The organism is Morganella sp. GD04133 (assembly GCF_029835375.1).
Taxonomy (GTDB): Bacteria; Pseudomonadota; Gammaproteobacteria; order Enterobacterales; family Enterobacteriaceae; genus Morganella; species Morganella morganii_B.
The window spans coordinates 1-22,119 of sequence record NZ_JAODZS010000051.1; the positions used below are offsets into that span (position 1 = coordinate 1).

Genomic DNA, 22,119 nt, shown 5'->3' on the forward strand with positions numbered 1-22,119 from the left:
AAAGCCGGTTTTTTTACGTTCCGAACACCGTCATTCACTGTGCTTTGCCGCGCTGATACGATGAATACAGTGCAAAAATCACCATCCCGGCAATCATCGATGCCGTAAATACCAACCCTTTAATACTGAGCATCCCGGATAACAGAATACCGGGTCCCGGGCAAATTCCCGCCAGTCCCCAGCCGAGACCAAACAGCACTGCACCGGTCAGCAGCCGTTTATCAATTTTACTGTTCACCGGTAACTCAACAGGCGTACCGCATACCGTTTTTTTGCGTTTTTTAGCCACCGTAAAGGCAACCATACTGACCACCATAGCCACCGCCATGGTGATCAGCAGTGAAGGATCCCAGTTGCCGGTGATATCCAGAAACGCCAGAATCTTCTGCGGGTTACCCATCCCGGCCACCAGCAAACCGAGGCCGAACAAAATCCCGCTGATTAATGCAGTGATAACAGGCATAATTCGTCCTTATTTCATCAGCCAGACCGTCAGAAAAGCCGTAACCATAAACACCGCCACGGCAGCAAATGATCGTTTTGATAACCGCGCCATACCACAGATACCGTGCCCGCTGGTACAGCCGTTACCCAGCCGCGTACCGAAACCAACCAGCAGACCGGCGGCGATAAGCAACGGATAACCTGCGGCGATCACGACATCCGGCTGACCGGCAAACAGAATATAAATCCACGGGGCCCCTGCCAGCCCGGCAATAAACGCTACCCGCCAGCCGCTCTGCTTTGTGAACATATTGGCGAAAATCCCGCTGATCCCGGCAATCCGCCCGTTAAACAGTAACAGCACAGCAACCGCAATGCCGATCATCAGCCCGCCCAGAGCCGCACTGACCGGCGTAAAGGCCGCGCTATCAATCACCATATTATTTTCCTTTTTTTTCAGGACAATAAAGCTGATACAGCGTGGTCAGCAATATCAGTACTTTCTCATCTGCCACGGAATAATAGATACGTTTTCCTTCACGCCGGGTATTTACCAGTCCTTCATTGCGCAACACCGTCAATTGCTGTGATAACGTCGGCTGATTGATGCCGGTCAGCTCCTCCAGTTCACTGACATTGCATTCGCCCCGGCTCAGCTGGCATAGCAGCAGCAAACGATCCGGATTTCCCAGTATTTTCAGCAGAGCAGCAACGCCTGCGGCGGCTTCCTGCATATCGGTAAGCTGTGTTGGTGTCATAAATTTATTCCTTACTACACTATGCAATTAAATATAATATTATTTTGAGATATATACAACATACTGATAACGGTTGCAGCTTTACGTCAGTCCCGCTAAGCTTCCGGCTATGAAACCGACCCGAGTTCCCACCGCATTACAACAGGCCTGCATGCAGACCCTGCGTGATTATCTGGCCCGTGCCTGCCGGGCACTGAGAACGGATTATCCGGAGCCTGAACTGAACTATCGCCAGCGCGGCACCACGGCTGGCAGCGCCTGCCTGCAAACATGGGAAATCCGTCTCAATCCGGTATTACTGACTGAAAACAGCCATGAATTCATACAGGATGTGGTCCCTCACGAGCTGGCACATCTGCTGGTTTACCGCCGTTTCGGCCGCGTGGCCCCCCACGGGCGGGAATGGCAGTGGATGATGACAGAGGTGTTGGGTGTCCCGGCTGTCCGCACACACCGCTTTGATGTGACGTCGGTCCGCAGCCGGACATTCACCTACCGCTGCCAATGCAAAACGGCACATGAACTGACCGTCCGCCGCCATAACAAAGTGTTGCGCGGGGAAAGTCAGTACCTGTGCCGTCATTGTAAAAGTACGCTGGTGCGGGATAACAGTGCGGCTGCAATATCATCTCCCGGCGACCTTACACCAGATCAGTCATAATCAGTTTGGCTGTCTCGAAGTAGATAATCAGCCCGGTACCGTCAATCAGGGTGGCAATAAACGGTGCGGAAACCACTGCCGGATCCACTTTCAGACGCTTAAGCACCATCGGGATAATGGAGGAGACAATCGCACTCCAGACCGTGATACACACCAGTGTCAGACTGACCACCATCATCACTTCCGGCCCGACCCCCAGGAACCAGGCGCGGATCATCCCCGCACATCCCATGGTAAAGGCCACCAGCAGTGACGTGGACAGCTCTTTGCGCAGCACCGCGCCGATATTACGCAGACTCACTTCCCCGAGTGCCATGGCACGGACGAGGGTTGAGGTGATCTGAGTACCGCTGTTACCCCCGGTGCCGATCAGCAGCGGGATAAAGAAAGCCAGTGAGATAGCCGCTTCCAGTTGTTCCTCAAATGCCTTGAGCACCGTACCGGTATACGCTTCCGCCACGAACAGCATCAGCAGCCAGACTGCGCGCTTGCGCCACAGTGTGAACGGGCTGGTGCTCAGATAAGGCTCATCCAGCGGCTGGGAACCGCCCTGTAATGCCGCATCCTGCGTGTTCTCATCCTCAATCAGCTCCGCGATATCCTGCGGACGCAGAATACCGGCCAGCTTGCCGAACTGCACCACCGGCACCGTATCAATCCCGCTGTTATTGATAAGCTCGTACACATCGTGCCGGGACTGCTCCGGTGAAACAGAAAAATAGGTCTGGCGCATCACATCGGCGACAAACGTATCTTCTGCTGCCGTCAGCAGGGCTTTAACCGGCAGGATACCATTCAGGTAATTATCCTCATCCAGTACATATAAATAAGTGGGGATCTGCTCACCCTCCAGTTCCTCACGCAGCGTCAGTTTGACGGCAGCAATCGAGTCTGACACGGTCACGCGGATATACGCCTGACTCATGTAAGCACTGACGGCGTCTTCATCACTGCGCTGCGGACGTTCGGTGTGGTGTGGCGGATTAACGGATGGCGCGGAAATGACCAGCGCGTCCGCTTTTTCGTAGTTGGTTAATTTCATGATGTGTGACCCTAATGTCTGTTATGGACTTCAAACAGCACTCCAATAGGGGCGAAACCAGATGAGAGAATGCGTAGGCTATCTCACGTCTCGGTTTTAGCACTATACAACGTATCCCGCAGACTGCGGGAAGTTACTTCGGGTTATACCTTCTGTTCGATATAACCTGTCCTAATCTTGGGCGTCTCTCGACGTCGTCAGATCAGCAACCTTTGTTTGTATAGGAGCCTCGCCTAACGAGATACTGCACCTTAAATGCGGCGCGAATTATAACTCTCATAAATTATATGGCGAGGACTATTCGTATTTCGTTTAGAAAGCATTGAGGTTACCGATCAGGTCCGGGAGCCCAGATCGTTATCGCTCTCATCGCCGGTCAGCTGCCGTGTCACTTCCTCACAACGGACAATTTTGCCGTCTGCCAGACGGAAACAGGCGAAAACCTCAAAGGCGGCGTGTTCGCCACTGACTTTTTCCGCCTTCGCGATATGCTGTGTGTGTACACAGGACTCGCCTTCTGCGATAGATTTAATCTCAATGGTAATACTGCGGGTTGCCATTTTCAGGGCATTAAGATGGGCAAGAAATGCGGGGAATTCAATTGTCTGACCATTCACCACCTGGACATAATCACGGGAAAAATACTGTTCAACCAGGGATTCATCACCGATATGTTCACCGAGAACGTCAGTCAGGGCACGGGTTACAAACTCTGTCTTATTCATTGCTGAAAATCCTTTTTTATTATGATGACATTTACAGCATAGCGGAAACCCGGCGTTTATCCGCCGGAAACAGAAAAGCGCCGCTGAAAACGACGCTTTTTTGCCATTATACCGAATGATTCTCAATCAGGCTAATTCAACATTACCCTGAATCTGACAGCTGCACGCCAGAACATAACCCTGCTCAATCTCTTCCGGTGTCAGCGTCATGGTGCTGGTGGTGGTGTATTCACCGCTGCGGACACGGGTTTTACAGCTTCCGCAGACACCGGCACGGCAGGCTGCCATCACCGGCACACTGTTGGCTTCCATCGCCGCCAGCAGCGTCATACCGACAGGCACTTTCACCTGACGCAGCGGGGACTGAATGGTCATAGTGACCATCTGCTCTCCGGCTTCTGCTTCCGGCTCCGGTCCGAAACGCTCCATAAAGAAGCTGCCCGGATCCACATTCAGTGCCTGACAGAATGTCTGCACATTCTTCATATACGGCGCCGGACCACAGGTCATCACCGTGTGCTGTGCGATATCCGGGATCAGTGCCTTCAGTTTTTCTTCTGACAGGCGGCCGGATAACAATTCATCCGTCTCATCACTGTTTTCCACCATCAGAATCAGGCGCAGACGGGCCGGGAATGCAGTCAGCAACTGTTGCCATTCCTGAGCAAAAATCACCTGCTGTTTATCACGCACGTTGAAAATCACCGTCACCTGACTTTCCGGCTGACGGTGCAGGATCCAGCGGGTCATCGACATCACCGGGGTCACGCCGCAACCGGCGGCCAGCATCAGATAGCGTTCAGCCGGTCGGGCATCACAGGTAAATTCACCCTGTGCATCAGACAGCCACAGGTAATCACCCGGTTTCACCTCGCCGGTCAGCCAGCCGGAACCCTGTCCGTCATCCAGACGGCGCACTGTCAGGCTCAGGAACGGGCTCAGTCCCGGTGTGGAGGATAAGGTATAAGCACGCAGTGTCTCATCACTGTTGCGGATACTCACCAGCGCATACTGCCCTGCGTGATACTGATAAAAATCGTGGTTAATCAGATTGATAGTCCACACATCCGGGGTTTCCTGCCTGACAGAATGGACCTGCATGCGGTTCGGACATAAAGACGTCGGCATTGTCATCGGGCTCTCCTGACTCCGTGCCGGAGAAGGCGTGACCGCCCTCTCCGGTGCTAACAGTTACGGCAATTACGCGCCTAACACAGCGTGTAAATCATTTTCAACAGTGGTAATCGGACGCATACCGAATTTTTCATTCAGTACATTCAGCAGATTGTCCGTCAGAAATGCCGGTGCGGTCGGGCCGGTGAAGATATCCTTCACGCCCAGCGCCAGCAGAGTCAGCAGGATCACAATCGCTTTCTGTTCAAACCAGGAGAGTACCAGGGTCAGCGGCAGATCATTCACGCCGCAGCCCAGTTTCTCAGCCAGTTTCACCGCCAGCATAATCGCGGAATACGCATCGTTGCACTGACCGACATCCAGCAGGCGCGGTAATCCTTCCAGAGTCCCGAAATCCAGTTTGTTGAAACGGTATTTACCGCAGGCCAGGGTCATAATCAGGCAGTCCTGAGGCACCTGACGGGCGAAATCGGTGTAATAGCTGCGCTCACCGCGGCTGCCGTCGCAACCGCCGACGAGGAACACATGACGCAGTTTGCCGGTTGCCACCAGGTCAATCACGGTATCTGCGGCATTGAGCAGCGTTTCACGCCCAAAACCAACGGTGATCAGGTGTTCGATTTCGCTGTATGGGAAGCCGTCCATCGCCTGAGCCTGCGCGATAATATCGCTGAAATCATCACTGGTCAGGTGTTTTGCGCCCGGCCAGCCGACGATACTGCGGGTCCAGATACGGTCGGTATAACTGCCCGGATTCGGATCCAGGATACAGTTGGAGGTCATCAGAATCGGGCCCGGGAATTTGGCAAACTCAGTTTGCTGGTTCTGCCAGCCGCTGCCGTAGTTACCGACCAGATGTTTGTATTTTTTCAGTTCCGGATAGCCGTGTGCAGGCAGCATTTCACCGTGAGTATAAACATTCACACCGGTGCCTTCTGTCTGTTGCAGCAGCATATGCAGATCTTTGAGGTCATGACCGGAGATCAGAATCGCTTTACCTGCCACCGGACGGACGTTCACGGAAGACGGCGTCGGATGACCGTAAGCTTCGGTTTCACCAGCATCCAGCATTTCCATGATTTTAAAGTTCATCATACCAATCGCCATGGACTGGTTGAGCAGCTCCCCCATATCAGACGGATCAGTACCGAGCCACGCCATGATTTCATGGTACTGGCCGTAAATCTCATCACTGTACTTGCCCAGCACATGGGCGTGCTCCATATACGCCGCCGCCCCTTTCAGGCCGTACAGGCAGAGCATACGCAGACCGTGAATATCATCACCGATAGCCTGCTTATCTTTATTCAGGGCAAATTCATCGGCCTGTTTCACCAGTGACGCAATATCCGTGCCCTTCAGTTGCAGGTTTGCTAACGGGTGATTCACAACCAATGCCGGATTTTTCGCCAGGCAGCGTTTCATCAGGCTGTCACGCATCACAATCGCTTCCTGCGCATAACCGATGATGCGCTCAGAATCGAAGTTAACGTTAGTTAATGTGGAGAAAAACGCACGCGGCGCAAAGCTGTCTGTGTCGTGATCGATGATACCTGATTCACGCGCAGCAACCGCCCACGCTGAAAGACTTTCCAGTACTGCCACCAGCAGATCCTGTAAGTCAGATGTTTCTGCGGTTTTACCGCACATGCCCTGGGCATAGGCACAGCCATTACCCACCGGCGTACGCATCGTTTGTTCACATTGCACACAGTACATGCTCTTGCTTCCTTATAAGTTGTATTTTATATGCAACATAAGAATACGCCATTTCAGACCGCTGAAAAGGGGTTTTCCTGACTATCATTCCTTTGCTTGATCTAAAGCAAAAATTAACCGGCACGACACATCACTATCGCGAATGATTAACATTTACAATGTGTTAAATGTCATGCTGACTAAGGGATTGTCCGATAGTTTGGAATACGGCGGCGTGATACAAACCGGTAAGGAAACTGACCAGAGGATGGATAAATATACCGGCATCCTGATGTGGGACGAAAGAATAAAACAGAAGCGAGTACAGCATCATGGTAAAAAAAATAGCGATTATCACCGTTATATTTTTTGCATTACCTGTAATGACTCAGGCCAGGTCTGTAAAAAATATTGAAATAATTGAATCCGGTACTATTTATGACGGAGAAAATAATATATATGAAAAAGAAGCGTGCAAACGTTTTATCCCGGAGAAAAAACAACTCATAAAATTCTTTAAATTCGCAGAAGAATCTAAAGAAAACAGATGGTTACATGATTATTACTCTGCCTGCATTTCATACGGAAGCGTTCAGTTTAAGGATGGCCAATCCGGTAAATGGACACTCCAGTCAAGTGGCCTTGCATCAGTCATTCTGAATGACGGCAGTTCCGTTTATTTTTTCTATAAAGATAACGCGTGGAAAGACCCGAATGCCTGCACTTATGGTTTAGGTGATGAGCCAAATCCTGATCCCGGATGTTAATAGCGGTAAACTAAAGCGGATACAGCACTATGGTAAAGAAAAGAGATATCCTGTTATTTGTCCTGTTTTTTGTGCCGGCTATTATGAATGCTATGTCTGTAAAAAATATAGAAATAGAAAATTCAGGAATTACTGTCACAAAAAATCCCCCTGCGGGCGAAGTTAATGCCTGTAAAAAATTCACACCAAATAAAGAACAACTGATCAATTACTTCCGGTCAGCAGAAATATCGTCAGACATGTCATGGGATCATGATTATTATTCATCCTGTATTTCATACGGCAGTCTTGAACTTGAAAATGGTCAGACAGGTGAATGGCGAATATCATCAAGCGGTGCCGGTGATATCCGCTTTCCTGATGGTAACTATATCTACCTGTTCCGCGAAAAGAATGAATGGGTTGACTCTTATTTATGCGGTGACGAACCCGATTGCTGACATATCTGCCCTCTCCGGGGATAACGGGCGGACCAATCCATCCAAATCGCCCGTTCCCCGCTAAAACAGCAAGGTTACATTCACGCCAAAAATGGTTTTCACCACAGCCATTTAACCATCAAATGCCGGGCTAAAAAATCAGCATCTTAGTCACTTTCTGTTAAAAAATTATTGCGTACAGGTAATGATTGTAATTATCATTTGCTTTCCTAAATTCTCACGGAAACCTGAGTGATGACTGATTCCTGTAACGCATCCTGCCGCCCTGCCCGCCTCACGCCGCTGGCACTCGCACTCGCTGTTATCAGCAGCGGCAGTATCGCCGCCACCGCAGATACTGAAACCCCGCTCGTCGTTGTCGGCAACTGGCTGGATAACACTGATAACAGCGATACGCTGCTGAACCACGGCGGCGCACGGACCATCAAAACCAAAAAACAAATCGATGAATCCGGGGCAGAAACCATCGCGGACGCCCTGCGCGGTATTCCGGGCGTTCAGGTGCGGGACAGTAACGGCACCGGCGGCAGTGACGTTTCACTCAATGTCGGTATCCGCGGGCTTCCGGCACGGCTTTCGCCGCGCTCCACCATTCTGCTCGATGGAATTCCGCTGGCCGCCGCCCCTTACGGACAGCCGCAGTTATCCATGTCACCACTCTCGTTAGGCTCCATCAGCAGCATTGACGTCATGCGCGGTGCCACTTCTGTTCGCTACGGACCGCAAAACGTCGGCGGCGTAATTAACTTTGTCACTAAACCGATTCCGGAAACCTTCAGCGGTTCCGCGTCCGTCAAAACACAGGGTGCACGCACCGGCGGGCTGAAAACCCTGACCGATGCCTCTGTCGGCGGATCAAAAGAAGACGGTTCTGCGGGTGCGCTGCTGCTCTACTCCGGCCTGCACGGTCAGGGTTACCGTAAGAATAATGATAATACCGATATTGATGACATTATCCTGAAAACCCGTTACGCCTTCAGCGATACCGATGAACTGCTGGCAAACTTCCACTATTATCATGCCCAATCCGGGATGCCGGGCGGCTTGTCGGAAGCACAATACAACGCCGATCCTTACCAGTCAGTCCGCCCGTTTGACCGTTTTGAAGGCAACCGCCAGGATATGTCCTTTAAATACCGCCATCAGGAAGATGATAAACAGTTTGAGTTACTGACCTGGTTCAGCAAAAGCTACCGCGGCAGCTATATTGAAAGCGAAGGAACAAAAGATAATACCGGTAAGAGCCGACTCGTTTCCTATCCGCGCCACTACACCGCTTACGCCATTGAGCCAAGCTATTCACAGCTGTTCCGTTTTGATAACCAGTCCCATGAAATTACCTTCGGTTACCGCTATCTGAATGAAACGGCGGATGAAAAAGCCTACCGCTCCGGCTGGTATCCGACCGGTTCACAAAGCTCACGCCCCCAGACAGACAATTACTATCAGCACACCTCCGGCGGTACAGAAGCCCATGCCATCTATATCGATGACACCATTAATTTCGGTAACTGGACGGTTATTCCCGGTCTGCGTTATGAAAATATAAAAATTCATCTCGATGACGGTTTCCGTAACCAGTTCCGCAGCAAAAGTTACAGCGAGCCGTTACCGGCTCTGTCAGTGATTTATCATATTGATGATCAGTGGAAACTGTTCGCCAATGCCGGCAGCTCATTCGGCAGCCTGCAATATTTCCAGCTTAATACCGGCGGCGCGGGTAATGATCCGGCAAACGGCCTGAGTGCGGAAAAAGCCCATAACTATGAAGCCGGTACACGATTTGATGATGGTCTGCTTTCTGCGGAAATGACCCTGTTCTATATCGATTTCAATGATCAGCTGCAATACATTGAAAACTCAACCGGCTGGACAAACCTCGGCGCGACCACCCATCAGGGGGTGGAGCTGGCGCTGAATTATGACCTGAGTGAAGCAGCGAAATGGCTCGACGGTGTCAGTATCTACAGCACTTATACCTACACCAAAGCAGTCAGTAAACGCGGTAATTTTGCAGATAAAGATCTGCCGTTCTACTCCCGTCAGCTCTTTACTGCCGGTGCCCGCTATGAAACCGGCAACTGGGTGTGGAATCTCAACACCTATGCGCAGTCAAAACAGCAGTCACCGGGAACCGGAAAAAATTACATTACCGAAGGCAGTGCTGACGGGCGTTACGGCATAATTCCGGGCTATATGATGTGGGATGCCCGTGCCGAGTATCACTTCGGCCCGCAATGGTCCGATCTGACGCTCGCCGCCGGGGTAAAAAACCTGTTCGACCAGGCCAGTTTTACCCGCTCGACAGATAATAACTACGGCATTTACGCCGGGCAGCCGCGCTCCTTCTTTGCGCAGGCTTCCGTGAAGTTTTAAAGGTTACTTTATATGATGAAGCACATGTTCCACGCCGCCGGACGTTTTCCGGCGCTTATCATCACACTCTGTGCCGCACTCGCGGCACTGTTGCCGTTCAGCACAGCCGCGGCACCGATCACGGTGACGGATATTGCCGGGCGGACAGTCACCGTCAATGCCCCGGTCTCCCGGATTATGCTGGCAGACAGCCGGGTACTGGTTGCGCTGAATATTCTGCATCCGTCTGAACCGCTGAAAGGTATTGCGGCATGGGATGATGCACTGACAAAAAAAGCACCGGATCTGCGCATTGCGTATGAAAAGCCGTTTCCGCAGCTGAAAGATATTCCGGTATTTCCTAATCCCTACACATCGGATTTCAGTGTCGAAAAAGCGCTGACTTATCAGCCGGACCTGGTGATTTTTGATACCGGACTGCAAAGTAAACTGACCGAAAGCGGCACCCTGGATTTGCTGGAAAAAAGTGGTATTCCGGTGATATTTATCGATTTTCGTCAGTACCCGCTGCAAAACACCATGCCGAGCATGACGCTTTTGGGGCAGGTCTTCGGGCAGGAAAAACAGGCAGCGGCATTTAATGATTTTTACCGCCAGCGACTGGATCTTATCCGCTCCCGGGTCGCAAACATTCCGGAAGACAAAAAACCGACAGTCTTTATCGAACGGGCGGCGGGTCTTGCCGGGGAAAACAGCTGCTGCAAAACCTTTGGTAACGGTAACTTCGGGGAGTTTGTTGCCACAGCCGGAGGACATAACCTCGGGGCCGACTGGTTTAAAAACGGCATGGGGGGTGAAGTGAATGAAGAACAGATTATTGCTGCCGACCCGCAATTTTATCTGATGACCGTTGCCGACTGGGAAAGTACCCGCAAAGGCAGCGTCTCAGTACCGCTCGGCTATACCGGCTCTGAGGAGCGGGCAGTACCGGCACTGGAAAAACTGATGGCCCGACCGAAACTGCAGCATCTCACCGCGTATCAGCAGAAGCAGGTGCTGGCACTGTATCAGCAATACTATGATACCCCGTTCAATATTATTGCGGTGGAAGCTATCGCCAAAATGCTGCATCCGGCGCTGTTTCCTGAACTCGATCCGCAGGCAGACAGCCTGATGCTGCATAAAACCTTTACTGCACTGGACGGCAACGGCCTGTTTTGGCTGCAACCCTGATCATCACATCCGTTTCCGTATCTGAAAAATAACGGGCAGTTTCCTGCCCGTTATCTGCACGTCCCGCCGCTATTTCTTCAGATACAACTCATTCGCAATATCAATACTGTCTGCATTAACATCCCGGATATGGTCACGCGTCAGACGGTACACCACCGGGCTTAATAAGATCAGTGCGATCAGGTTCGGGATCGCCATCATGGCATTCAGGGTATCCGCCAGCAACCAGACAAACTCCAGCGACTGTGTGGCACCAATCGGTAACGCAATCAGCCACAATACACGGAAAACCTTAATCGCCTTCACGCCGAACAGATACTGGACACACTTCTCACCGTAAAAACTCCAGCCGAGGATCGTGGTGAAGGCAAAAATCGTCAGTGCAATCGCCACAATATAGTTTCCGCCCGGAATCGCCGCTTTAAAAGAGGACGCGGTCAATGTGGCACCGGTTTCCGCTGTCAGCCAGCCGCCCATAATGACAATGGTCAGCCCGGTTACCGAACAGACAATAATGGTGTCAATAAAGGTGCCGAGCATGGCAATAAGCCCCTGACGGATCGGATTCTGGGTTTTCGCGGCAGCATGCGCTATCGGCGCACTGCCCAGCCCCGCTTCGTTGGAGAACACGCCGCGCGCCACCCCGAAACGTATCGCTGCCCAGACTGTCGCCCCGGCAAATCCGCCCTGTGCGGCTACCGGTGTGAAAGCAGAGGTCACAATGAGGGAGAATGCTGCCGGAATCTCACTGATATTCAGCGCCAGCACCACAAGACCAGCACCAAAGTAGCCGACAGTCATAAACGGCACCAGTTTACCGGCTACGTCGGAGATACGGCGGATCCCGCCAATCAGTACTGCACCAACCAGCAGCACCAGCGCCACGCTGGTCACCCATTTGTTGACGCCGAAATTACTCTCCAGCACATCTGCCACCGAGTTGGCCTGAACGGTGTTCCCGATGCCAAACCCGGCACAGGCACCAAATACCGCAAACAGCGTCCCCAGCCAGACCCATTTCGGGCCGAGGCCGTTTTTGATGTAATACATCGGGCCGCCGACATACTGCCCGTATTTATCCACTTCACGGTAACGAACCGCCAGCACAGCTTCTGAGTATTTTGTCGCCATACCGACCAGCGCCGTCATCCACATCCAGAACAGTGCGCCCGGCCCGCCCATCACCACTGCCGTTGCCACACCGGCGATATTGCCGGTACCGATAGTGGCAGACAATGCGGTCATCAGGGCATTAAACGGGGAGATCTGTCCTTCCCCGCGGGATTCATTGCGCTGAAATAATAATCTGAACCCAGTTCCCAGTTTACGGATAGGCAAAAATCCCAGCCGAATCTGCATATATAAGCCGACACCCAGTATTCCCGCCAGCATCGGCACACCCCATACCACGCCGTTCAGCGCGCCCAGCCACTCTGTTATCAAATCCATTCACGCCTCCTGACCGGCCCTGTTACTTTTTTATTTTACGTATTACAAATAGGTAACATTTATTTATTATTTATTTATCATTTATTACTAAAGCGGAAAAATGCCGGGAATGCGAACAAAAAATGTCCGGATTTGCGTTGGATTTTTGAATCTGTGAAGGGTGTCACTTGTCACAAATTGAATTAAAATAGCGATTAATTTTTATCTGAAATGGATCATGTTCAGCCATGTCTGATGCTTTACCGCATACGACAGCCACGCTTAAACGCCGTTATCGTGTGCTTAAACGCCTTAAAGAACGCAACCTCGCCCCTGTTACTGTCCTGCTGCTGGCGGCTGCCGTCGGCGCACTTGCCGGTTTTACCGGTGTGCTGTTTGAACGCGGGGTCAATTGGGTCGGTGAATACCGGGTCAGCTCGCTGGCTGCACTGACAGAGAATAAAGGTATTCTGATCCCGCTGATGTTTATTGTTTCCGCCCTGCTGGCCATGTCAGGCTACTGGCTGGTGCGGCGTTTTTCGCCGGAATCCGGCGGGTCGGGGATCCCGGAAATTGAAGGGGCATTGCAGGATGTCCGCACGGTACGCTGGTGGCGGGTGCTGCCGGTGAAATTTATCGGCGGGCTGGGCACGCTCGGCTCCGGTATGGTGCTGGGACGTGAAGGCCCGACCGTGCAGTTAGGGGCAAATATCAGCGGGCTGGTCAGTGCGCTGGCCGGGGTGAAAAACAAAGAATCCCGCCATACATTACTGGCCACCGGTGCCGCCGCCGGTCTGACCGCCGCCTTTAACGCACCGCTCGCGGGGATCCTGTTTATCATCGAGGAAATGCGTCCGCAGTTCCGTTACAGCCTGATTTCCATCAAAGCCGTTTTTATCGGCGTGATCATGTCGAGCATTGTTTTTCAGACCTTTAACAGCGGTGCGCCGATCCTGGATATCGGCAAATACCATGCCGCCCCGCTGAATACCCTCTGGCTCTATCTGGTGCTGGGAATGGTTTTCGGTGTGATTGGTGTCATGTTCAACCGCTTTCTGCTTACCATGCAGACACAGTTCCGCCGCTTTTATCAGGACAAAACATCCCGTTTTGTTGCCACCGGCGGGCTGATTGGCGGATTATGCGGTATTGCCGGGCTGTACTGGCCGCAGGTAACCGGCGGCGGATTCGCGGTGATCCCCGATGTTGCCGCACTGCACTATTCCCTGACCGGTATTCTGATGATCTTCCTGTTCCGCGTGCTCACCACGGTTATCTGCTTCAGTTCCGGTGCGCCGGGCGGGATCTTCGCGCCGACACTCGCACTCGGCACACTGTTCGGCAGTTTCTTCGGCTATGCCGCCATGCTGCTGTTTCCGCAGTATCAGATTGAACCGGCAACCTTTGCCATTGCAGGCATGGGGGCTCTCTTTGCCGCCACCGTCCGTGCGCCGCTTACCGGTATTGTGCTGGTGCTGGAGATGACCGATAACTATCAGCTGATCCTGCCGATGATTATCACGTGTCTGGGCGCAACACTGCTGGCGCAGTATCTGGGCGGGCGTCCACTGTATTCGGTACTGCTGGAGCGGATCCTGATGCAGAACGGCACGCCGCCGGAAAAAACCGGTGACGCACCGCGAGGGTAATAGTAATCAGGCTTTTTTGCGGGCAATCAGGGTGGCGAAATTCAGCCGGATCCGGTTGCCTGCCGCATCGGTGCGGTGCAGATGCCCCGGGTTTTCGTTGTATTTCAGAATGTCCCAGTCCGCATAATAGCCGGATAACTCGCCCGGCTTCAGGAAGCAGTCAAACGGTAGTTCGTCATACGGCATATTCTCTGTTTCCACCGGACAGACAATCAGGTTATACCCGTCTGGGCGGGTATGCGCCTGCATATCAGCGATGATCGCGGCAATATTCTCTCTTTTCAGGAACATCAGCACAACGGTGGAGATAATGATGTCGTAATCATCCTGTAACGCATGCTGATTGATATCATACACCTGAGTGCGGATATTGCTGATCCCGGCTGCAGCTTTCACATCTTCAATCGCCTGAATATGCTGCGGATTAATATCCGCGGCAGTCACATCATAACCGAGCTGCGCCAGGAAAAAGCTGTTGCGCCCGCGTCCGGAGCCTAAATCGAGTGTTTTACCCGGTTTGGTCATTGTCACCAGTTCACGGACTTCAGAATGCGGACGGGTCAGTCCGTGGATTTTATAGAATTCATCTTCAGGCAGACACCAGAAGGCAAGCTGACAGGAAATATCATCACTGACGGATTCAATTTTGTGCCACACCTGTGGATCAAGGCGCGGAGGCTGATGTGCGGTATCAAAATGGTAGCGGGTCTCTTCGCCGTCGTCACCGAAAACGACAAAATCCATCTCACCCGCCAGAACTGTCAGCTGTGCCCACGTACCTTCCGCCGTATTATGGCGATCCATAAAGGCCATCGGGATAGTGTTTTTTTGCCAGACCGGCAGGGTTTTATAGCAGACTACGTTTTCCATTTTACGCCTCACCTTAAAGATGTATTTTAAATACATCTTATATCCTTTCCGGTGAGGCGTAAATGGTTTTTATTTCTGACGGGCGATAACTTCGTTTATCCCCTGAAAGACAAACGGTTTGGCATCCGTGAAATCACCTGCCACATCACCGGAATAAATATTTTGCTGTTCAGGACCCAGATCCAGTTTCTTCACTTTGCCGTTTTCTTTGCTGAAATCCACTTTCTTCAGATCAACCCAGAAGACATTCGGTGTCAGCGCCGATTCAAAGAAATAAATCTGACGTTTGTGATCGACCACCGTGCGCCAGCGGGTAGAGGAGATATTCGGCTCCTCTTCGGTATTCAGCCCGAACGGCACAGACACATTGCGGATCACACTGAACACCGACGCCACCGCTTTATTCGGCGTGGTTGCTTTCGGAATCGCATTAATATAGAAAGATCCGCGCGCAAAACGGTCAGCAGAGCGGTTGGTGCCCGGCAGCATCACAGTGCCGTTGATTTGCTGCCAGTAGCTGTCCAGTGCCAGCTGCTCACTGAATACCGGAGAGTTGGTCATCACCTGATATTTACGGCTATGATGAATCACCTGCTTACCATCAATATATTCAATAATGGCACTGTCACCGGAGGCATCAGATAATGAAAGGTGCAGTGTTGCCAGGCGCTCTTCGCCGGGGACTTTATCGGTGATCACCGCGAATGGCTCTTTTTCCAGTGCGGTAACCGCTTCTTCAACAGTTGCGTAGTTATCCAGCACATATTGTGCCCAGGCCGAGATACTCAGGGTCGGTTTGTTACTTTCCGGTGTCGGATACACGGATTCCACCAGCCACAGCAGATTTGCGGACAATCCCTTTTCATTTATACCGTCAGTCGTGGCAACATCATAGCCGGAAGCCACCACACTGCCGTATTTTGACACCCATTTCACGGAATTCGGCCCGGCAGCACCATCACGCGCCATCCCCTGCGGGAAAATCCATAAATTGGTGCCGACATCACTTTTCCAGTCCATTGACCGGGCAGTGATTACCTGAGCATCATCCCCGAGATACACCAGCCGGGTACAGGCGGAAGCAATCTGAGCAGCCAGTAATGTGGCCGACGCAACCGCACCGGCAAGTATAATTCGCTTAAATGTCATGAAAAACCCCTTTTCATTAACGTCCGGCAACCGGCAATTTACCGGTTACCCTTCCTTATTACTGTAGTCCTTATCAGGATTTTGTGGCAAACGGCGGCCGGGCAAACCAGATCAGGACAATCAATCCGATAAAGACCCCGCCGGAGAGCCAGAAAATTTCATTGGCACTGATAATCAGGCCCTGCGCGGTGATTTCCTTCGCCAGATACGCAGAGGTCTGCGCTTCTGATAACCCGTGCTGCGCCATCTCCTGATACATCTGTACCGATTCCGGATTATACGCGGTAATGGATTCCGTCAGCTGAGAATGATGTAACGATTCGCGACGACTCCACAGCGTGGTGGTGATCGATGTCCCGATAGAACCCGCCAGGGTCCGGAAGAAGTTGGCCAGTGCGGAGGCAGAGGCCAGTTTCTCCGGCGGCAGACCGGAAAGCGTGATGGTGGTAAGCGGCATAAAGAAACAGGCCACTGCAAAACCCTGTACCAGCTGCGGCCAGACAGAGGCATAGAACCCCATCTGCGGCTCAAAGGTATAGGCGCGCCAGTAGAAGCAGACGGAATACACCACGAAACTAAAGGTTACAATCCAGCGCAAATCCACCACATTCGAGATTTTACCGACAAACGCGGAAATCAGTATCGGCACCAGCCCGATAGGTGCCAGCGCCAGCCCCGCCCATTCCGCGGTATAGCCGTACACCTCCTGCAGCAGCTGCGGCAGCAGTACAATCGCGCCGAAATAGACCATATACGCCAGACTGACCGACAGTGTGCCGATGGTAAAGTTACGCGACTTAAACAGCGACAGCTCGACAATCGGGTTTTTATCTGTCAGCTCCCAGATCACCAGGAAGACCAGCGCAACAGCGGCAATAATTGCCAATGCGACAATTTCATCCGACTCCAGCCAGCCGAGATCTTTCCCTTTATCCAGAAGAATTTGCAGGCAGCCGATCCCGACCACCAACAGCGACAAGCCAATCACATTGAGCGGAACCTTTGTCACCTTCGATTCCATACCGCGCAGCAGCATCAGACTGACAATCACCACCGCAATACCGATAGGGACGTTAATAAAGAAAATCCAGCCCCAGTGGAAGTTATCACTGATATAGCCACCCATAATCGGTCCGAAAACCGGCGCCAGGATGATAGTCATCGACCAGAGCGCCAGCGCGGTATTCTGTTTGGCAGGCGGATAACTTTTCAGCAGCAGGCTTTGTGAAAGCGGGATTATCGGCCCGGCCACCCCGCCCTGTAACACGCGGAAGAAAATCAGCATTTCCAGGCTTTCTGACAACCCGCACAGCAGTGAGGTCAGGGTAAACAGCCCGGTGGACCAGATAAACACCCGCACTTCCCCGAAGCGCTTGGCCAGAAACCCGGTAATCGCGATGGAAATCGCGTTGGATACCCCGAACGAGGTAATAACCCAGGTGCCCTGTGAAACAGAGGCCCCGAGATCGCCGGAAATGGTCGGGATCGCCACGTTGGCAATGGTGGAGTCCAGCACCTGCATAAAGGTGGCCATCGACAGTGCGATGGTCGCCCAGACCAGTTTCATGCCTGTTAACGGTTGATTAGCCACAATAAAGCCCCGCGCGGATTAACTGGCGTTATCGGCAATGATATGTGCAATCACCGCATTGACCGGTGCCAGATCCGGGATCAGCACATCACTCTTAAAGGCCGGGGTATCGCGCTGCACATTCGCCAGCACCGGACCGTCGGTATTTTTGGTTTCGATGGTTACGTTCATCGACAGACCAATACGCAGCGGATATTTGGCAACCTGCTGCGGCTCCAGCTCGACCCGTACCGGCAGACGCTGCACCACTTTAATCCAGTTACCGGTGGCGTTTTGCGCAGGCAGCAGGGAGAAAGCACTGCCGGTACCCATATCCAGCCCCGCGACAGTGCCGTTAAAGATGACGTTGTCGCCGTAAAAATCACTGGTGATAGTGACCGGCTGCCCGATCCGCACACTGCTGAGCTGCGTTTCCTTAAAGTTGGCATCAATCCAGACCGGTTCGACCGGTACAATCGCCATCAGCGAGGCACTCGGGCTGACCTGAGCCCCGACCTGCACATTACGGCGGGAAACATAACCGGTATACGGACTGCGGATTTCGGTGCGCTGTAAGCTAATCCAGGCATCACGGACTTTATCCGCCGCCTGTAATACTGCGGGCTGATCCGCCAGCGCGGTATTTTTCAGTAATGCTTTGGTGGCATTCAGCTGCTGCACAGACGCATTCAGGGATGCCTGCGCCTCTTCAACCGCTTCGCGTGAGTGCTGTAAATCTTCTTTGGAGATAGTCCCCCGCTGTCCTAACACACTGCGGCGGGCATAATCATTCTGCGCCTGATTCAGCATCACTTGTTTCTGAGCGATAACCGCACCGAGCTGGTCGCGGTTAAAATAGAGCTCCTGAGTCTGGCGTACTGTGGCCGCCAGGTCATGACGTGCCTGTGCGTAAGCCAGTTCGGCATTGGTTTTATCCAGCACCACCAGCACATCACCGGCATGCACCAGATCGGTATTCTCAAAATTCACCTGTGTCACATTGCCGGTGGTTTGTGCGACGATCGGGACCTGCAGGCCCACCACGTAGGCGTCATCGGTATATTCCTGATAACGCAATACCATAAACCAGTAAATAAGATAGCCGGCCAGCAGCACAATAAAGAGTAGTGACGTTCCCGCAAGCCAGATTTTCCGTTTGGCAGAACTGGATGACGATGTTTTTTTGTCAGCAGGCTGGGCAGCAGAAGACTGCGCTGATGTGTTGTCCATCAAAATACCCCGGTAATGAAGTTAATCCGAAAAATATTGCGCACAGAATAGCCCGAATCACTATAAAAGTAACGGTAAGTGAAATATTACAGGGGAAAACGGAAAGTCATATAAACAGAAACAAAACATTGGCTGAACGCCATAAAATATGTAACTTCTTTGTCAGTTTATGATAATCAGCAAATGAATATAACGGTATGCGCAGATATAAAAGTAATATCCGCTGCCTGTTTTGAAACTGAATTCCGCTCTCTCAGCAACAGATACCGAATACATAAAAGAGTAATACGCGAAAAAAAACCTGATTATTCGTCTGTCAGGTTCATTTTCGGGTATAAGAGTATTTTCTGTTTACATTTCCGGATTATTAAATCAAGTATCGTGTTTTACTGAAATGTGTTGGTTTTTCATCCGGACACAAGAAATCGCACGATTTGCACATTTTCGCTTCTGTCCGCCGCATAATATTACTGCGACAAAATCATCCGCAGTGCTTCCGCGGCAGCGGCTTTATCGGGTTCCTGCGTGAAATACTCATAGAAATCCCCGACAATCCGGCAGGTGATGACCGGGTCTTCCGCACCTTTATTCAGGTCACTCAGCAACGCCACCTTATCACCGTATTTCGCTGATACCTTCCGGTAAACATTCTCCAGTACCCTGTATGCCTCTTGTGCCGGGACATGACCGGTATTCCGGTTTTCCAGTGATGATGTCAGAATCAGATTCACCGTTTTCAGCATGCGGATATCCGCTTCATTATAGATGACCCCCGCTTTATTCTGCGGGAATTTATTCAGCGCCGGAAAAAAGTTATTAAAGCACTGCTGTCCTGACGGATCTTTCACCAGATAGCCTTCCGCCTGATCTTTTACCGCTGCGGCAAAGGCATTCAGTGCATCATCAGAGGCATACGGGATCCGGTCAATTAATAACACCGCCGTCATCCCGGTAATATCATTCATCCATGCCACTTTCTGTTCACGGGTCATGGTGCTGTAATTCCCGATCTGACTTTTCAGATCTTTATATTTTTCCGGGGAAATTTTGCCGACCACGTCAATAAACTGCATCGATTCCGACATCATCTCTGCTTCAAGTGATTTTGGCGTTGTCATTCTGTCCTGACTGACGGCAGTGACAGAAAAATCGCTATCCCGGGTGCCCATATAATAACCAGCACCGGCAAAGACCACGGCAACAATAATAACCAATAATATGCTGAGTTTTTTATTCACACACTTTCCTCTGATACCCTGAGTTTTCTCTGAAAGTGATAGTGACACAAATTAATAAGGCCCGCTATTGCAGGCCCCGATAATTATTCAGATTACAAAAATAATCAGATTTTTACGCCTTCAACGGAAATAATCAGCTCCGCATCCTGTGATTTCGGCCCCAGATCCGCTTTGATATTAAAGCTTTTCAGTGACACTTTTCCGGAGGCTTCAAAACCGGCGCGGTAACCGCCCCACGGATCCTGACCTTCACCGGTCAGTTTTGCATCCAGTGTCACCGGATTGGTCACGCCGTTCAGGGTCAGATCCCCGGTGATAATAAAGTCATCACCTTTTTTCTCTACTTTCGTGGAAACGAATTTTGCTTCCGGATTTTTTTCGGTATTCAGGAATTCACTGCCGCGCAGATGTTTATCACGCTCAGCGTGGTTAGTATCCAGGCTGCCGGTTTTGATGGTCACATCCACGCGATCCTTTGCCGGGTCGGCTTTATCAAAGGTAAACGTACCGTCGAAATCTTTAAATGTCCCGTACAGCCAGCTGTAACCCAGGTGCTGGATACGGAACTGTACAAAGGCGTGCTGTCCTTCTTTGTCGATTTTATAGGTGTCGGCCATTGCCGCACCGGAACCCAGCAGCATCATACCTGCGCTTAAACCAATCAGTGCTTTCTTCAGCATCATATTCACTCCGTCATAATAAAATTACGGGCAGCCCGTTCAGGGTTTCATGCCCAGCATACGTTTTAATGTGGCGTCTTTATCAACAAAATGATGTTTAAGTGCCGCCAGCGCGTGGAGCACCGATAACACAACAACCGCCCAGGCAAGATACAGATGCACCGTACCGGCAGTATCTGCCTGTTCTGCGCCGTCTGTCAGTGTGGCCGGTACATCAAACCAGCCGAAAACGGATACCGCCTGACCATTTGCCGTCGAGATAAAATAGCCGGTGATCAAAATGGCAAACAATATTCCGTACAGCAGCCAGTGCGCCAGTGCGGCACTGATACGGGTAAACCGGCTGTAAGTGGATAATGCCGGGGGCGGCGGGGAAATCCAGCGCCAAATCATGCGGACAGCCAGCACAATAAACAGCAGGATCCCGATACTCTTGTGGATCTCCGGAGCGCGGTGATACCAGACATCATAGTATCCCAGCGAAACCATCCACAGCCCCAGCGCAAACATCCCGTAAACGGTAACCGCCACACCCCAGTGAAGCAGAACGGAGAGATGTCCGTACCGTTGTGCGCTATTTTTCCATTGCATTGATAAATACCCTTTGCTGTTCCATACGGATAACATTTCAGTAACAGCGGGATACTTTACGTGAATTTTACGACAATATCGGACAAATATTTTGCTTAAGTCAATCAAATTAAATCAATAACTGATTAATTTAGCTGTTATTTTCACATGAACCCAAAATATTAAACCGGAAAAATCCCATATACCGGAATTTTGTAAGACCGAATTGGACTGAGTTATAACCAAAATGCAGAGAAGACCGGGATCCGACGGATATCACCAAAAAATAATTTTAATATTTAAAAATATTTTTGATAAAAAAGTTGACGAACATCACACAAATGCTATGATACGTCCATCAAAGCAAAACAGCTTACCAACCTAATTCAAAAGCAGGAGTTCATCATGAAAAGCATCAAAACTTTCTTTTCCAACCTGACCCGTGCTGCTGCTATCATTGCAAAATACAGCAAAGCATTCTGATTAAAATCAGGCAGATATAAAAAAAGCGCCGATG

Annotated in this window: 21 protein-coding genes and 1 riboswitch; of the genes, 6 read left to right on the forward strand and 15 right to left on the reverse strand. The window is 51.3% G+C overall.

The window, feature by feature from the left end:
• Positions 1–34: 34 nt before the first annotated feature.
• Genes N7387_RS19255 through N7387_RS19265 form a run of 3 tightly spaced genes read right to left on the reverse strand, consistent with a single transcriptional unit; the run spans position 35 to position 1,202 of the window.
• Positions 35–463, reverse strand: a complete 429-nt coding sequence (locus N7387_RS19255) for a DUF6691 family protein (RefSeq protein WP_279800698.1) — start codon at positions 461–463, stop codon at positions 35–37.
• Positions 464–472: 9 nt separating this feature from the next.
• A complete protein-coding gene (locus tag N7387_RS19260) occupies positions 473–883 on the reverse strand; it encodes a YeeE/YedE thiosulfate transporter family protein (protein ID WP_279800699.1) in 411 nt (136 codons plus the stop codon).
• Position 884: 1 nt separating this feature from the next.
• Positions 885–1,202 carry a metalloregulator ArsR/SmtB family transcription factor gene (locus N7387_RS19265; protein ID WP_262859512.1) on the reverse strand — a complete coding sequence of 106 codons (318 nt, stop codon included), beginning with the start codon at positions 1,200–1,202 and terminating at the stop codon, positions 885–887.
• A 109-nt stretch (positions 1,203–1,311) separates the two neighbouring features.
• On the opposite strand from N7387_RS19265, the gene N7387_RS19270 reads away from it, so the two are divergent.
• A complete protein-coding gene (locus N7387_RS19270) occupies positions 1,312–1,863 on the forward strand; it encodes a SprT family zinc-dependent metalloprotease (RefSeq protein WP_347815246.1) in 552 nt (183 codons plus the stop codon).
• Here N7387_RS19270 and N7387_RS19275 read toward each other — a convergent pair.
• From N7387_RS19275 to hcp, 4 genes are all read right to left on the reverse strand, one after another.
• Complete coding sequence (locus N7387_RS19275) at positions 1,844–2,905, reverse strand: magnesium transporter (protein WP_279800701.1); 1,062 nt, start codon at positions 2,903–2,905, stop codon at positions 1,844–1,846. The two genes, N7387_RS19270 and N7387_RS19275, sit on opposite strands and share 20 nt — an antisense overlap.
• A 75-nt stretch (positions 2,906–2,980) precedes the next feature.
• A riboswitch (M-box (ykoK) riboswitch) is annotated at positions 2,981–3,153 on the reverse strand.
• A gap of 87 nt (positions 3,154–3,240) precedes the next feature.
• Entirely contained in the window at positions 3,241–3,630 is a 390-nt protein-coding gene (locus N7387_RS19280; protein ID WP_025152738.1) for a nuclear transport factor 2 family protein, read from the reverse strand.
• A gap of 126 nt (positions 3,631–3,756) precedes the next feature.
• Positions 3,757–4,764, reverse strand: a complete 1,008-nt coding sequence (hcr, locus tag N7387_RS19285; RefSeq protein WP_015422923.1) for an NADH oxidoreductase — start codon at positions 4,762–4,764, stop codon at positions 3,757–3,759.
• A 66-nt stretch (positions 4,765–4,830) separates the two neighbouring features.
• Positions 4,831–6,483, reverse strand: a complete 1,653-nt coding sequence (hcp, locus tag N7387_RS19290; RefSeq protein WP_279800702.1) for a hydroxylamine reductase — start codon at positions 6,481–6,483, stop codon at positions 4,831–4,833.
• Between the two features lie 311 nt (positions 6,484–6,794).
• Here hcp and N7387_RS19295 point away from each other — a divergent pair, with 311 nt between their 5' ends.
• From N7387_RS19295 to N7387_RS19310, 4 genes are all read left to right on the forward strand, one after another.
• Positions 6,795–7,229 carry a hypothetical protein gene (locus N7387_RS19295; RefSeq protein WP_279800703.1) on the forward strand — a complete coding sequence of 145 codons (435 nt, stop codon included), beginning with the start codon at positions 6,795–6,797 and terminating at the stop codon, positions 7,227–7,229.
• Between the two features lie 29 nt (positions 7,230–7,258).
• Positions 7,259–7,669 carry a hypothetical protein gene (locus N7387_RS19300; RefSeq protein ID WP_279800704.1) on the forward strand — a complete coding sequence of 137 codons (411 nt, stop codon included), beginning with the start codon at positions 7,259–7,261 and terminating at the stop codon, positions 7,667–7,669.
• A 234-nt stretch (positions 7,670–7,903) separates the two neighbouring features.
• A complete protein-coding gene (locus N7387_RS19305) occupies positions 7,904–10,045 on the forward strand; it encodes a TonB-dependent siderophore receptor (RefSeq protein WP_279800709.1) in 2,142 nt (713 codons plus the stop codon).
• 15 nt (positions 10,046–10,060) lie between these two features.
• Entirely contained in the window at positions 10,061–11,218 is a 1,158-nt protein-coding gene (locus N7387_RS19310) for an ABC transporter substrate-binding protein (protein WP_279800710.1), read from the forward strand.
• A gap of 69 nt (positions 11,219–11,287) precedes the next feature.
• On the opposite strand, the gene N7387_RS19315 is transcribed toward N7387_RS19310, so the two are convergent.
• The gene (locus N7387_RS19315; protein WP_279800705.1) at positions 11,288–12,667 is read right to left on the reverse strand and encodes a sodium:alanine symporter family protein; all 1,380 of its coding nucleotides are present in this window, start codon (positions 12,665–12,667) and stop codon (positions 11,288–11,290) included.
• A gap of 227 nt (positions 12,668–12,894) precedes the next feature.
• On the opposite strand from N7387_RS19315, the gene clcA reads away from it, so the two are divergent.
• Positions 12,895–14,295 (forward strand): H(+)/Cl(-) exchange transporter ClcA, encoded by a 1,401-nt coding sequence (gene clcA / locus N7387_RS19320; RefSeq protein WP_279800706.1) that lies wholly within the window; start codon positions 12,895–12,897, stop codon positions 14,293–14,295.
• Positions 14,296–14,301: 6 nt separating this feature from the next.
• Here the strand turns inward: clcA and tehB are convergent, their stop codons facing one another.
• The 7 genes from tehB to N7387_RS19355 all read right to left on the reverse strand — a co-directional run bounded on the left by tehB (position 14,302) and on the right by N7387_RS19355 (position 21,623).
• A complete protein-coding gene (gene tehB / locus N7387_RS19325; RefSeq protein WP_279800707.1) occupies positions 14,302–15,165 on the reverse strand; it encodes an SAM-dependent methyltransferase TehB in 864 nt (287 codons plus the stop codon).
• 69 nt (positions 15,166–15,234) lie between these two features.
• Positions 15,235–16,314 carry a linear amide C-N hydrolase gene (locus N7387_RS19330; RefSeq protein ID WP_262882231.1) on the reverse strand — a complete coding sequence of 360 codons (1,080 nt, stop codon included), beginning with the start codon at positions 16,312–16,314 and terminating at the stop codon, positions 15,235–15,237.
• Positions 16,315–16,387: 73 nt separating this feature from the next.
• Entirely contained in the window at positions 16,388–17,905 is a 1,518-nt protein-coding gene (locus N7387_RS19335; protein ID WP_274370972.1) for a DHA2 family efflux MFS transporter permease subunit, read from the reverse strand.
• An 18-nt stretch (positions 17,906–17,923) separates the two neighbouring features.
• Positions 17,924–19,114 carry an EmrA/EmrK family multidrug efflux transporter periplasmic adaptor subunit gene (locus N7387_RS19340; protein WP_279800708.1) on the reverse strand — a complete coding sequence of 397 codons (1,191 nt, stop codon included), beginning with the start codon at positions 19,112–19,114 and terminating at the stop codon, positions 17,924–17,926.
• A gap of 467 nt (positions 19,115–19,581) precedes the next feature.
• On the reverse strand, positions 19,582–20,352 hold the full coding sequence (locus tag N7387_RS19345; RefSeq protein WP_262859525.1) for a hypothetical protein: 771 nt from the start codon (positions 20,350–20,352) through the stop codon (positions 19,582–19,584).
• A 104-nt stretch (positions 20,353–20,456) separates the two neighbouring features.
• A complete protein-coding gene (locus N7387_RS19350; RefSeq protein ID WP_262882252.1) occupies positions 20,457–21,032 on the reverse strand; it encodes a YceI family protein in 576 nt (191 codons plus the stop codon).
• Between the two features lie 39 nt (positions 21,033–21,071).
• Positions 21,072–21,623: a cytochrome b gene (locus N7387_RS19355; RefSeq protein ID WP_262859526.1), complete on the reverse strand. Its 552-nt coding sequence runs from the start codon at positions 21,621–21,623 to the stop codon at positions 21,072–21,074.
• Between the last annotated feature and the right edge of the window lie 496 nt (positions 21,624–22,119).

What these genes read in the sequence shown, in the direction of transcription:
- clcA (WP_279800706.1), top strand. Translation starts at nt 12,895, where the DNA reads ATGTCTGATGCTTTACCGCATACGACAGCCACGCTTAAACGCCGTTAT.
- hcr (WP_015422923.1), bottom strand. Translation starts at nt 4,764, where the DNA reads ATGACAATGCCGACGTCTTTATGTCCGAACCGCATGCAGGTCCATTCT.
- N7387_RS19280 (WP_025152738.1), bottom strand. Translation starts at nt 3,630, where the DNA reads ATGAATAAGACAGAGTTTGTAACCCGTGCCCTGACTGACGTTCTCGGT.
- N7387_RS19295 (WP_279800703.1), top strand. Translation starts at nt 6,795, where the DNA reads ATGGTAAAAAAAATAGCGATTATCACCGTTATATTTTTTGCATTACCT.
- N7387_RS19270 (WP_347815246.1), top strand. Translation starts at nt 1,312, where the DNA reads ATGAAACCGACCCGAGTTCCCACCGCATTACAACAGGCCTGCATGCAG.
- N7387_RS19305 (WP_279800709.1), top strand. Translation starts at nt 7,904, where the DNA reads ATGACTGATTCCTGTAACGCATCCTGCCGCCCTGCCCGCCTCACGCCG.
- N7387_RS19275 (WP_279800701.1), bottom strand. Translation starts at nt 2,905, where the DNA reads ATGAAATTAACCAACTACGAAAAAGCGGACGCGCTGGTCATTTCCGCG.
- N7387_RS19340 (WP_279800708.1), bottom strand. Translation starts at nt 19,114, where the DNA reads ATGGACAACACATCAGCGCAGTCTTCTGCTGCCCAGCCTGCTGACAAA.
- N7387_RS19260 (WP_279800699.1), bottom strand. Translation starts at nt 883, where the DNA reads ATGGTGATTGATAGCGCGGCCTTTACGCCGGTCAGTGCGGCTCTGGGC.
- N7387_RS19265 (WP_262859512.1), bottom strand. Translation starts at nt 1,202, where the DNA reads ATGACACCAACACAGCTTACCGATATGCAGGAAGCCGCCGCAGGCGTT.
- N7387_RS19300 (WP_279800704.1), top strand. Translation starts at nt 7,259, where the DNA reads ATGGTAAAGAAAAGAGATATCCTGTTATTTGTCCTGTTTTTTGTGCCG.
- N7387_RS19255 (WP_279800698.1), bottom strand. Translation starts at nt 463, where the DNA reads ATGCCTGTTATCACTGCATTAATCAGCGGGATTTTGTTCGGCCTCGGT.
- N7387_RS19310 (WP_279800710.1), top strand. Translation starts at nt 10,061, where the DNA reads ATGAAGCACATGTTCCACGCCGCCGGACGTTTTCCGGCGCTTATCATC.
- N7387_RS19355 (WP_262859526.1), bottom strand. Translation starts at nt 21,623, where the DNA reads ATGCAATGGAAAAATAGCGCACAACGGTACGGACATCTCTCCGTTCTG.
- N7387_RS19350 (WP_262882252.1), bottom strand. Translation starts at nt 21,032, where the DNA reads ATGCTGAAGAAAGCACTGATTGGTTTAAGCGCAGGTATGATGCTGCTG.
- tehB (WP_279800707.1), bottom strand. Translation starts at nt 15,165, where the DNA reads ATGGAAAACGTAGTCTGCTATAAAACCCTGCCGGTCTGGCAAAAAAAC.
- N7387_RS19330 (WP_262882231.1), bottom strand. Translation starts at nt 16,314, where the DNA reads ATGACATTTAAGCGAATTATACTTGCCGGTGCGGTTGCGTCGGCCACA.
- hcp (WP_279800702.1), bottom strand. Translation starts at nt 6,483, where the DNA reads ATGTACTGTGTGCAATGTGAACAAACGATGCGTACGCCGGTGGGTAAT.
- N7387_RS19315 (WP_279800705.1), bottom strand. Translation starts at nt 12,667, where the DNA reads ATGGATTTGATAACAGAGTGGCTGGGCGCGCTGAACGGCGTGGTATGG.